Origin of the sequence: Parabacteroides sp. Y3-G-102, from assembly GCF_023656845.1 — a bacterium.
In the GTDB taxonomy this organism is placed as follows: Bacteria; Bacteroidota; Bacteroidia; order Bacteroidales; family Tannerellaceae; genus Parabacteroides; species Parabacteroides distasonis.
The window spans coordinates 14,115-27,017 of the sequence record NZ_JAMOKU010000023.1 but is presented as its reverse complement, the minus strand read 5'-3'; the positions used below and the strand labels follow the sequence as shown (position 1 = coordinate 27,017).

The following is a 12,903-nucleotide window of genomic DNA, read 5'->3' as shown; positions in this document are numbered from 1 at the left end:
CTTATACTGGGCATTGTAAGGAGGTTAGAACGGGCATTGTAAGAAAAGGCTTGTTTAGGGCATGATCCGCAAGCTTTCTCCGGCGGTGTGCGACACGAATTCCGGGGCGTACATACATTGAATCGTACTGATACCTCCGGCGTATTCGCCGCTACGGGATACGTAGACCGGATATTCCAAGACAAACGTACCTTCCGGCAGACGATTGATGAAGAAATTCTCGGATACGTCTTTCGGGGATCTGTAATACCAGATACCGTCTCTTGATTCCGGGCTGGAAAGTTGATCGGCCGGTTCGAAGCAGCCCGCACGTAGATCTTTCAAGAATACGTAATTCATTTCACGGTCTGTCCGGATCGTTAGCCGAACGATTACCTTGTCTCCGATGCGGAGCGGTTGCTCCGGTGTTACGGGACGGATTTGGCGGTTGGTACCGTTATTGGTCTCGACGAATAATTTCTTCTCGACACTCAACACCCCTTTTTGTCCTTTTACCTTGTCGATCTCTTGGAAGTATTGCTCGTAAACAGCTCCCCATGCCGGCGTGTTTCCTTCCTTGCGGATCGAGAGCACGGGATTGGCGGAACTATTTGCCGGCTCGTTCGGAAGTATCGTTTTGAGGTAACCGATGGCGATTTCCCCTTCCGCGGTACTGTAGGTCTTGCCGTCCCATGTCGCTACACAGGTGTTTTGCGTGTTCAGCCAATCGCTACCCGTGAGTAGCAAGGCGTAAATGGCGTTTACCGTGGTGGGTACGGATTCCCAGTTTTGTGTACGTTTCTGGTTTAGCAGCCATTGTTTCATCCGGTTTGTATTCTGGGTATCCGGCGCGATCTCGTTAAAGACGGACATTAATAAGCAATGCGTGTCGATCGGTGAGGTAAAATAATCACTCCCCCTGCGGTTGTTTGCCCAATACATACCTTTCTCCTCGGAGATCGTAGCGGTCTTCTTTAGTCCTGTCAGGATCGCTGTCGATACCTCCTTTTTACCGTTTCGATGCATTAACAAGGCGATTTCGCCCTTACTGATTAAGGAATATTGATTCCAGTGCTTCTCCGCTTGGTTCGTATAGAAACGGATCGCTTCCCGGGCATCTCCCAGTTCCGGGATATCCCGGTAGGAGCTACGGACGAATAAGAACTCTACCTGCTCCGGCGAGGGCCATGCGTTTTGCCATTTCTTATCGTATTTCAGCAAGTTCTCATAATCCGTTTGCATACTTTTGTCCAAGAACTTGAGGGCCTTCATTTGCATCTCTTTCTCCGCTTGCCCATATTGGATCGCGTTTAGCTGTACAAGCTGTGACATACCTTTCAGGATAGCAAGCGTGATCGCACGGCTCGCGGGGAAACCTTTGAACCAGCTCCATCCACCCTCTTCGTTCTGTTGTTGGATCAGTTGTTGCAAGGCCGCTTCCCGTAATCCGTCCGCACGGTTTAGGTCGAACAATAAAGACAAGCGTTGTTTTTGCTCTGTCTCGTTATCGGCGGCCAGTACCCAAGGCGTCTCTTCCAAGAGTATGTTCTTCAGCTCTTGGTTCTTTTCCAAGTTTGAATAGAGGGTAGAGGCATTCCCTCCTTGGGCGGTCCATTGGTTGATCACTTTCTGGATGCGGGGATGGGCTTGGGCGATATAGGAAGCCAACGTATTGCTGTAATAAGCGGCAAACCAAGATAAGATATTATCATTGTTCGGCTGTGTGATCGTCGGTAATGCCTGTACCGCGTACCAAATCGGATTCCCGGTCATCTCCAGCGTGAGACGGAACGGTGTCGCTCCCTCCGAGTTCCCGGAGATACGGATTTGTTTCTCTCCTTCCTTGAGCAAATAGAACGGGGTACTTTCCGTGATAAGCAATTGATTGGAAAGAACCGGTACGATCTGCTGCTCCCCGTCGCTTCCCTTTTCAGAGTCGGCTAGGATACGTACGCCCAGTAGGCTGATCTGTTTGGGGACCGGGATTATCCAGCTTACAGTAGCGATGCTATCCGGTTGCAACTCAAACGGACGTTGTGACTTGCTCAAGCAGATAATCGGTTGGTCTGTAGCGGGATCGAATAGTTCGATGCGTACACGGCCGGATACCGCTTCCTTGGAATTGTTGATGACTTGCGTGCTGATGCTGACCTCATCCCCTTGGCGGACGAAACGAGGCAGATTCGGTAGAACCATCAAGGGTTTGCTGCTAATGACCTCTTTCGTAAGCAGACCGTATTTTAGGTCTTTGGTGTTGGCCAACATCTGTAGTTTCCAAGTCGTGTTACTTTCCGGCAGGGTGAAATTTACGAATACGTCTCCTTCCTCGTTCGTTTGTAAGGTCGGGTAGAAAAAGGCGGTTTCCGCGAAGTTCTGCCGGATTTGCTCCGGACTTATCGGCTGGCTGCTCTCTTTGGCGAAAGGATCGGATAGGCTGAACACGGGTTCCCCTTCCGTAGATTCCACACTAGGCTCTTCTAACACGGCGCTGTCTTCCATGATGTTCATGGATTCCGCCACTACTGGGGCTGCCGCGGATTTCAGCATGATACCACCCGTGGCGAAAGCCCGGTTGCTGGAACCGTATCCTCGTATGACAATCTCATTGAATAGACCGAACCAATTTAAACGGTCATACTGATATTGAGGTACTTTTATATACTTGGCCTCTGTCTGGTCATATTGATAACTACGCTGGAATCCGGCTCCGGTTGAGAAACGGGGAGCTTGTAGCAAGATCGTTCGCCGCGGGGAGAAATACCAATTGAATGGTATGATTTTATCTAGCGAGGCATCATACATGCTGGTCAGTACCTCGGCGGATACGACCGTGGAGTCTGCGTCGGTGATACGGAATTTCCAGCTCTCTTTACTTCCCGGAAGTAAACGATCCCGGAAGGTTATCGGCTTGATGGTTAATTGCCGGTTGGGTAGCTGAAGTTCTACGGGTACTTGTGTGATATATAGCTCACCCTCTTTTACGAACGTAAAGGATACGATGATTCCCTCTCCATATTCCGGCTTGAACGGGATCTTAAACCGATGGTTCGCGTCGCTTAGCTTTATCAACTCGTGATGGATGCGGTTATTTCCGGCAAACCATTCATAGAGTACGTAGGCGTCCTTGTCGGAGGTGCCGAATACGATCTCCGCTTCCTCCCCGGGTAAACAAGTTGTCTTCTCTTTCAGCAGCCAAGTATGGGTAAATACGGGAGGACGCTTGTCGTTCTTTCCGTATAGGATGAAATCGGACTGGTTTTTACTGGGTCGTCCTTGGCTATCTTTGGCTTCTACTAAAATGCGATAACGTCCGGAGGGCAATGGGTTGAAAATAGCCGGACTGATCTCCTTGCCACTGGTAAAGCTACCGGAAGCTACTTGCTTGCCTTCTTTATAGCTCTCTCCGCTGTTCTTATCGGATCGGTTTGCGATCAGTTCTACGATCTTGAAAGTACCGGAGGTGGAAACCATCTCCCCATTGATTGTCCGGGCTTCGACTACGGCTTTTACTGAGTCTTTCTCGATTTGTGGCGGTAGGTTCGTGAATAAGACGATACTGGATTCTCCTACCGAGAAAGTGTAATTCGCCTCTTGGGTCTCTCCCTTGCTATCGGTTACGGTAGCCGATACCTCGTAGGTCTGGTATGCGGAAGCGTATGGATTCGTATCCTCCTCTTTTTGGGGACGGAAAGATACGTTGAATGTCCCATCGCTGGAAAGGGTGGTACTCCCTTCCGCAACTTGTGTCGGAGCGCTCGGACGGAAATACCTCCACAACAGGAAGGGCCTGCGTGTAATACGCCAAGTGACATCTCCGCTGGGCAGTGACACGCCGGAGAATGTAGCCGCCTTGCCTTGTATGGTAACGGAATCGCCGAAAGCGATATCGCCCTTGATTGGGAGGAAGTACGCTTGGAAAGTCGGACGTTTGTATTCCTCTACATGAATATATACGCTCATCTGTCCGGTACTTAACCGGAAGACGCCGCTTAGGGTCTGTTTGGGGAGGGAGAACTCTCCGTTAAAGGAACCGAACTCATTGGTCGTGACTTTCTTCTGGGTTATCTCTTTCCCGTTAGCGTCGTATAAGGTCACCGTAAAAGGCTGTCCGGCCACGGCATGCGGGTCGTTCGAGTCTTTTACATAGGCGAGGCCTTTGAAGAAAATGGTTTGTCCCGGACGGTAAAGCCCACGGTCCGTAAAGATAGAGACTTCTATCGGGTTCTTTTCCGGTTTGTGGCCGGAACCCATCGGATAGATATTTGTCAACATAGCGTTGGTATCTCCCGGTCTGCTGGCTTGGAACGCCAATACTTGACTGTTCGCTGGAAGCGTGGTCAAGCCTTCCCGGTCTGTCTTGACGGTACCCAGTTCTTGCAAGCTACGACGCTGACCTCCGTAATAGGTAACGATAGCCCCATCAACAGGCTTCCCGCTAAGATAGTCGGTAACCATGACCTCTTGTTTATTACCGGAAAGATTACGATAGATCGCGGCCAATCGGGTTACGCTAACCGTATTGATCGTCTTTAGCTGTTGTCCGGGTACGGTTACGACACATTCATACAATCCCGGTTGATCCATAGATATATGTAAGGTCGTATCTTGCTGCGAATAGGTGTTGGGCAGTAGCAAAGAGAATGTCTTCTCATTTACGAGTTGTCCCAAGGTGCTGCTACTTGATTTTTTTGCGGATGTATGGGCTGCCGCTTGTAAAGGTGTTTTCGAGCTTCGATAGATTTGTACGATGACTTTCTGTACATTCTTATATTCCAGCTTGATCCCCAGTTGCTGTCCCGGATAAACCGTATTGTTTGTAGATGCGGATAAAGTAGGTTGTTCCAATTGTGCCAAGCGATTCTTTAAGATAGCCGTGCGAGGGTAACCGGAATACCGCTTGATACCCTCCTCGCATAGTTTCACCTCTTCCGCTTTGATAGAATCCCATTGGGTAGAGACGTAACGAAACATACTGCCACTAACCAAATCCAATTTAGCGATTAAGATCTCGGCTGCATAGTTTTGAGAAGCTAAGTTCCTGTAAAGCTCATCCAATGCGTTCATGTAAGCCACGAAAGACTCTTTATCCCTTTTATCCCCGTAAAGGAATCGTAGGTAATCCAATTCCGTAAGGAGGACCGATTTCATATTTGGCTCCTTATTTTGAAAGGCGATCAAGTCTTTATAGATCTGTACGGTTGGTTGGATGTCTAGTGCCCGGAAGGCAAGGAACTCATAGAGGGTCGGACGCAGGGTTTGCGAGTCCTTTCCGATCTCCAGAATATCCTTGAACTTGCTGACAGGCGTATTTTGCAATAAAGCCGTAGGTCGCAATGATAAATCGATCTCTTCCTTGATCTTATCCGTGAATAAGTTGGAAGTCCATACCCGGATATCCTCCGGGATATAACCGCTTAATTGGGTTCTTTGGTTGATGGTCCACTGGTTCCGTTGGAAGTAGTTCTGATACATCTCCGCCAGCATGGAATGTAATACCGCCACGGAAGCCGAGTCGGCGCAACTGTTGGTGTAATTCTCCACCTCCTTGATCAGTTCCGGGAACTGATCATCGTTTACCTCCATCTGTTCTTTCATTTTAAGGATAAGATTCTTGATCACCATAGGGGTATTCTTATCGTTTATAGCTTGCGTGATAACAGAACTTTTTTGTTGAGGCTGGGCGGCCCGGCTATACATAATAACCGCCGAGATGCCGCAAAGTATCAGGGCAGATAAAATAATTGCTCTTATCTTCATATCTTTTGGGTTTTATAAGTTTAACAATAAACCTTTCCTATATAGATACAAAGAAAGAGCAAAAAGTTGTAAAACGTACGTTAATGTTTACTTTTTACGCACATAAGTGATGTAGGTGTAGGGGTAAGGATTCTTCTCGTCTGCGGGATGTTCCTCACGTTCAGTCTCTTCCCAAAGGTCCCAGTTTACGACGGGAAAGAACGAGGTAGCGTCGGGAAACTCATGATGGATGCGGGTAATATACATTTTGTCGGCTATTCTCAAGGCCTGTCTGTAGACCAACGCACCGCCAATGATGAATATCTCGTCCTCTTTCTCACATAAATCCAGAGCGGCCCCCATAGACTCGCAAGCGAAACAATTCACGAAACCAGCCTCGGGCATAGTCGTCAATACGACATTCTTCCGATTGGGCAGTGGCGCTACAGGGAGAGACTCGAATGTCTTACGTCCCATGATTACCGCATGTCCCGTGGTTAATTCCTTGAAACGCTTCATGTCTGAAGGCATGTGACATAATAATTGCTGATTCTTTCCGATCGCGCTTTTATCTGCGATTGCTGCGATGATAGAAATTGTACTCATAGACTTATTGATTTATGATTTGTAATTTATGATTTATGAATTAACTGTCAACTGTCCATCGTCAACTGCCAATTCTCAGACGGCCACTTCTCCCTTGATGTGGGGATGCGGGTCGTATCCGGTCAAATTGAAATCCTCGAACTTAAAATCGAAGATGCTCTTTACGTCTGGGTTGATCTCCATACGGGGCAACGCACGTGGCTCACGTGTCAATTGTAACTTAACTTGCTCCAAATGGTTGCTGTAGATATGGGCGTCTCCCAACGTATGAACAAAATCTCCGGCTTTAAGGCCGGTAGCTTGTGCCATCATTTGTAATAACAAGGCATAGGAGGCAATGTTGAACGGAACGCCAAGGAAAATATCCGCGCTACGTTGATACAATTGTAGGCTCAACCGTCCGTTCGCCACGTAAAACTGGAAGAAAGCGTGGCAAGGAGGCAGGTTCATGTTGTCTAAGTCCGCCACGTTCCATGCGCTTACAATGATTCGTCGTGAATCCGGGTTATGCTTGATCGTCTCCACGGCCTCGGTGATCTGGTCGATAGATCCTCCTTTATAATCCGGCCATGACCGCCATTGATAACCGTATATATGCCCAAGGCTACCATCCGCGTCGGCCCACTCGTTCCAGATGCGTACGCCATGATCTTGCAGATATTTTACGTTGGTATCTCCATTCAGGAACCATAACAATTCGTAGATGATAGACTTCAGATGCAGCTTCTTGGTAGTGAGTAGCGGGAATCCCTCTTCCAGATTGAACCGCATCTGATGACCGAATACGCTGATCGTTCCCGTACCCGTCCGGTCTTCTTTTCTAACTCCCTCGGTAAGCACTCTATTGAGCAGCTCTAAATATTGTTTCATTACTCACTTATTACAATAGTGTGCAAATGTACAAAAGTGAATCGTATTATACTAGAATAACGGGTCAAAATATGAAATCGGTTGAGGATTCAAACGGTTTCTTCATGTTTCCTTGGCTGTTTCTTCGGGAGATATTAGGGGATTTGTATGAAGGTCTAGCTTATTTATCAGCTGTTGGACGATCATCTACCAACTGTTGCATGATCTTCCAACGGCTGTTGCATGATCATCTACCAATTGGTGGATGATTAAGATGTCAAGAGGAATGGTGTAGTACTTCGAGTAGAAATCGGTAAGGATTCCCGAGAAAATGCGTAAGGATATTGGACCTCATGTGGATAGAATGCGTATCTTTGCCCGAAGAATAACATTTATTAATTTTAAAGGTAAGAGATGAAAAAACTTTGTTTTGCGGTCATGGCAATGTGTATGTTATTGTCATGCGGAGGTAAGAATGAGAAGGGGGCGGCTACGGAAGAGGCCACTCTTTCTGGTTTGATGAAGTCGGATTTTGTATCTGAGGTAGATGGTAAGCCGACTGCTTTGTATGTGTTGAAGAATAAGAAAGGGGCTGAGGCTTGCGTAACGAATTGGGGCGGACGCTTGGTTTCCGTGATGGTGCCTGATAAGAACGGTAAGATGACGGATGTTGTGCTTGGGTATGATAATATCGCTCAGTATGTAGCTTTTCCGGATAATAACTATGGTGGTTTGATCGGACGTTATGGCAACCGTATCGCGAATGGTAAGTTTACGTTGGACGGAACGGAGTATCAACTTCCACAGAATAATAACGGGCATTGCTTGCATGGAGGTCCGAAAGGATATCACGCGGTAGTTTGGGACGCGAAACAGATCGATGACCAAACCTTGGAGTTGACTTATCTATCGAAAGACGGTGAGGCAGGTTTCCCCGGTAATCTGGATATCAAGGTGATCTATAAGTTGACGGATGATAACGCCGTTGATATTAAGTACGAGGCTACAACCGATAAGGCTACTGTCGTGAATTTGACGAACCATAGTTATTTCAACCTTTCCGGTGTTCCCGGCTCGCAAATCATGGATCATACGATCATGATCGATGCGGATACATATAACCCGGTGGACGAGACGTTGATCCCGACCGGTATCGAACCCGTGGAAGGCACGCCGATGGATCTTCGCAAACCGGTAGTGGTAGGCGCAGATATCGACAATCCGTTTACGCAATTGGTTTACGGTGGTGGTTACGATCATAATTGGATCTTGAACGCCGCCGGCGATATCAATAAGGTAGCCGCTAAGGTTGTATCTCCGACAAGCGGTATCGTTATGGAAGTTTACACCAACGAGCCGGGTCTTCAATTCTATGCCGGTAACTCAATGACGAAAGCGGGTGATAAAGGCAAGTTAGGTGTGGTTTACCCACATCGTGGCGCCCTATGTCTGGAGACTCAACATTACCCGGATAGCCCGAACCAGCCGGCATTCCCGAGCGTAGTGCTTCGTCCGGGCGAGAAATATACGAGTGAGTGTATTTATAAGTTCTCGGTAGAGTAAATAAGGAAGAAAGTTCCGGATTTGGAAATATCCACATAATGGTGAGGCGTATATACATAAATAGGATGTATATGCGCCTCTCTTTTTTACTCACGGAAGCATCTTGTTTATAGTGGAAGAATTTATCGCTAGAGAGTATACGCTATCTTTTCCCAATAGATTTTAAAAGAGAAAAATAAATCCATATGATGTATGAGAAAAAGCGTTATATTTGTATCGATAAAGTAAACTCTTGTGGAAATTCAAGGGTTTATGAATCAAAGTGTGATTACGATAAGCGTTTAAGATATTATCTTTGGAACTGAATATCGCCAAGTTTCAAGTCGGACAGAGATAATAGGCAACTAAACGCTCACGCTTGTTATATATACTGCCTAATAGTATACGTAATAAGGCGTGGGCTGTTGTTTATTATTTGTCCGATGGGTGTTTGGCGATGCCTCAGTTTCGAATAGTAGATTAACAGTTCCCACGCTTCTTTTTTGTAGCATATAGAAATACCGAACAAGGTGAACGGTCCGGTTTGAGGGAAACGTATATGGAGGTAATTAAAAAGCAACGTTTGGCTGTCTGTCGTATATTATTGGATGTAGTGGAAGGTGCGTGTGAGGTCCGTGATCCGGATCTGATCATGCGGACTCGTCATTATCCGGCACTTCAAAAGGAGATGTGTTTTGCGGATCGGGATTGGGAAGAAGCGAGAGATTTGAGTGTACTTGCCTGCTTGGTACTATCCAAGGAATTGCATTATAAGGTTAAGATGATGATCGGTTTGGTAGCTCATGACTTGTATTCAAGGGAGTCCTCGGTCTCTTATCAGCAACGCCTGTCCTTCGATGTGCTGATGAGTGCGATCGATTGGCCGGTCTCTTTTAAGGAGATCACGCTCTTTGCTCCCTCAAAATAAGTTATAGTTTGTACGTAAGACCTTGAATTCCGTTCTGCGGTTGATCTGGTCGGCGATCTCTTGCTGTTCCGGCGGCAGGGCAAGGATGAATTCCTCGGTAAGCACATCGCCTTCTTTCAAGAAATCGAATTGTTTAGCCATCTTCTTATTGATCGTCTTGGGAACGCTTTCTCCATATCCTTTCGCTTCCAGACGAGCCGCCTCGATACCTCCCGCTATTAGGTAATCCACGACCGATTGCGCACGGCGTTGAGCCAAACGCTCGTTATACTGGTCCGTACCTTTCCGGTCCGTGTGGGCACCCAGTTCGATCGTTACGTTCGGGTTATCGTTCAGCATCTTGATCATCTCGTCCAAAGCTTTCTTGGATTCCGGACGAAGGGTCGCTTTATCGAAATCGTAGAAAATGTTATCGATAACAACCGGCTTGCTGATCGGAGAGAGAAAGAAATCCACGATATACGTCTCGTTTTTCTCCTCGGGGCCGGTATGCAACTCGTAATTCTGGTTGAGGTAACCACGGGCGCTGGCCATCATGACATAACGGATGTCCCGTTCCAACTCGACACGATAGGTACCGTCTTTCTTGACCGGGACTTTCACGTTCAGTCCGTCTTTTCCGACGATGCGTACGGTAGCGTCCTCGATCGGATATTCATCGACATCGTTTACGATTCCTTCGATGAAGATGGTGATCGTAGGCCGTTCAAAGGAATATATATGGTCATAGCCCCGTGCGTCGTTGCGGTTGGAGCAGAAGAAGCCCCGTTCCTCTTTTCCGGCGAAGGTGATACCGAAATCGTCTGCCATAGAGTTGATGGGAGCGCCTAGGTTCTCGACCTTCCACTTCCCTGTACTGTCTTGCGTGGCCTTGAACAGATCGAGGCCGCCCATTCCCGGATGTCCGTTGGACGCGAAATAAAGGGTGACGGAATCCCGGACATACGGGAACATCTCGTCTCCCGGGGTGTTGATCTCTTCTCCTAGGTTCTCCATCGGGCCGAAATCGTTTCCCGCTACCCGGGCACGGAAAATATCCTTGCCACCGAAACCGCCCACGGCGTCGGATACGAAATACAAGTATTTGCCGTCCGGCGAGATGGAAGGATGACCGAGGGCGGTAACCGAGTCTTTTACGATCGTCGCACGGGTTCCTTTTCCCCATTTGGCGCTGCTTCGGGTAGATATGTAAATCTCGGCGGTACGAGGGCCTTCCGGATCTTGGGCGCAATAGGTATAATACATCGTGTTTCCATCGGGGGAGAAAGAGGGGGTTCCTTCGTCGTATTCCGTATTCACCTCGTCTTCGAGCTCTACGGGAGCTAGCCAAGCCCCTTTCTCGTCTTGCTTGACAAGGAAGAGGTTATTGTTATTTTGCCCGGTGATGGCGCTGACTTTCGCGTCTTTGTCTTTCGAGCGGGAAGAAGCGAAGTATAGTTGGTCGTATTTATCTCCGGCCAGCATCGGACTGAATTCTCCCCGGCGGGAATTGAATTTATCCATGCGTCTTACCTCGTAGCGGGTAGGGTTCTTTTTCCATCCGGGAGCTAACTCGCATCCTTGTATGCCGTTGATGGCTAATAAATTGCTAGGATCGTTCTCCATGTAGATATCGTAGTTCTTGATCGCCTCCGGATAACGTCCGGTCTTCTGCAGCATCTGTCCCATGCGTAGGTAGACGGTACTATCGGGGTAATCATAGCGGATGGCGTTCATATAGGCGCTAGTCGCTTTCGCCGTATTATTGATCAACCGGTTACATTCGGCCATACGGTAAGCGATATAGCCGCGCAAATCCCTTTTCTTCGGGGATGTTTTCGTGTAAACCTTACGATAAATGGCGGCTGCCTCATAGTATTCCCCGATACGCTGCTTCTCCTCGGCATCGCTCAACTTCGCCGATTTGCAGGAATACAAGGAAGATACGATAAGCAAAAATAAAATATATATAGTAAAATGCGCTTTCATTCAATCTGGAATATATTCGTGCAAATATAACGAATTGTATGGGATCTTATTGTATGTCTGTTACAATAACAAGGAACTATCCCCATAACTCAGGAACCTGAAATCGTGCTCTAAGGCATACTCATAGATGGATTTCCAGTTTCCTTTTACGAAAGCGGAGATCAGCAAGAGCAAGGTGCTTTTGGGCTGGTGGAAGTTGGTGACGATTCCTTTTACGATCTTGAACTCATAGCCCGGGGCGATGATGATTTGCGTAGCCGTTACCAGCGTATCCGCATCATGCTTATCCAGATAATCGAGGATGTTTTGAAGGGAACGCTCCGCTGTCAGCCGGTTGTTATTCATCTCGTAAGGCATCCATTGTTTTACGACGAGATCTTCGGAAGTCGCTTCGGGGTTATTATCTAGGATCACGCCCATGTAATAGAGACTTTCCAAGGTCCGTACGGAAGTCGTTCCTACGGCGATGATATTTCCAAGGTTGCTTTTGATACGTTCGATGGAACTGCGTCGGACGGAGATAAATTCCGTGTGCATCTCGTGACCTTCGATCGTGTCGCTTTTTACCGGTTTAAAGGTACCCGCTCCGACATGCAAGGTGACTTCTTCCCGCCCGATGCCCCGAGCATCTATATCGGCAAGTACTTCCGGAGTGAAATGAAGTCCGGCGGTCGGTGCGGCGACGGAGCCTTTTATCTTAGAATAAACCGTTTGATAGGTCTGTAGGTCGCTCTTCTCTGTTTCCCTGTGCAAATAAGGAGGAATCGGCAAGACCCCGGCGGCATCCAAAATATCGGCGAACGTATAAGCTTCATTATCCCAAGTGAATTCGATCAAATGTGTGTCACCATGAGACTTTTTCTTATCCGCTGTCAGCACGACCGGTTCATCCTTAATGAAGATCGTTTTGGATAAAGTGCCTTCTTTCCATTTCTTAAGGTTGCCAACCAAGCAAGTCCAGCTACAGCGTCGGGTCTCTTGAAAAATCAAAGCGTAATCATGAGGCTCGATGGGCTCCAAACAGAAAATCTCGATGCGTGCGCCGGTCTCTTTCTGGAAAAGTAGGCGGGCTTGTATGACCCGGGTATTATTGAATACCATCAAGGTGTTCTGGGGAAGATAATCCGTGATATGCTTAAAGATACTTTCGCTTATTTCCCCGTTACGGTAGAGTAAAAGTTTGGACTCGTCCCTTTTAGGCAATGGGAACTTCGCGATTCGTTCGTCCGGTAACGAATAGTTATAATCTTCAATACGTATTTCTTGCGTCTTCATTACTTCTTCTGTCCTGTTAA

At 47.6% G+C, this 12,903-nt stretch carries 7 protein-coding genes; 2 read left to right on the top strand and 5 right to left on the bottom strand.

Annotation, left to right across the window (positions count from 1 at the left end; all coding sequences use genetic code 11):
- Nucleotides 1-54: 54 nt before the first annotated feature.
- From NBH16_RS12805 to NBH16_RS12795, 3 genes are all read right to left on the bottom strand, one after another.
- A complete protein-coding gene (locus NBH16_RS12805; protein ID WP_250788690.1) occupies nucleotides 55-5,736 on the bottom strand; it encodes an alpha-2-macroglobulin family protein in 5,682 nt (1,893 codons plus the stop codon).
- Between the two features lie 87 nt (nucleotides 5,737-5,823).
- Nucleotides 5,824-6,321: a dihydrofolate reductase gene (locus NBH16_RS12800; protein ID WP_057326591.1), complete on the bottom strand. Its 498-nt coding sequence runs from the start codon at nucleotides 6,319-6,321 to the stop codon at nucleotides 5,824-5,826.
- Between the two features lie 75 nt (nucleotides 6,322-6,396).
- Nucleotides 6,397-7,191: a thymidylate synthase gene (locus NBH16_RS12795; protein WP_005858887.1), complete on the bottom strand. Its 795-nt coding sequence runs from the start codon at nucleotides 7,189-7,191 to the stop codon at nucleotides 6,397-6,399.
- 393 nt (nucleotides 7,192-7,584) lie between these two features.
- Between NBH16_RS12795 and NBH16_RS12790 the strand changes: the two genes are divergently transcribed.
- Together NBH16_RS12790 and NBH16_RS12785 are read left to right on the top strand one after the other, a co-directional pair.
- Nucleotides 7,585-8,733, top strand: coding sequence for an aldose epimerase family protein (locus tag NBH16_RS12790; protein WP_196006101.1), 1,149 nt, complete (start codon nucleotides 7,585-7,587; stop codon nucleotides 8,731-8,733).
- Nucleotides 8,734-9,271: 538 nt separating this feature from the next.
- Nucleotides 9,272-9,640 (top strand): hypothetical protein, encoded by a 369-nt coding sequence (locus tag NBH16_RS12785; RefSeq protein ID WP_036618242.1) that lies wholly within the window; start codon nucleotides 9,272-9,274, stop codon nucleotides 9,638-9,640.
- Here the strand turns inward: NBH16_RS12785 and porE are convergent.
- Nucleotides 9,632-11,608, bottom strand: a complete 1,977-nt coding sequence (porE, locus tag NBH16_RS12780; RefSeq protein WP_005868464.1) for a PorE family type IX secretion system protein — start codon at nucleotides 11,606-11,608, stop codon at nucleotides 9,632-9,634. The two genes, NBH16_RS12785 and porE, sit on opposite strands and share 9 nt — an antisense overlap.
- A gap of 60 nt (nucleotides 11,609-11,668) precedes the next feature.
- Nucleotides 11,669-12,883: an S-adenosylmethionine:tRNA ribosyltransferase-isomerase gene (locus NBH16_RS12775; RefSeq protein WP_044545984.1), complete on the bottom strand. Its 1,215-nt coding sequence runs from the start codon at nucleotides 12,881-12,883 to the stop codon at nucleotides 11,669-11,671.
- Between the last annotated feature and the right edge of the window lie 20 nt (nucleotides 12,884-12,903).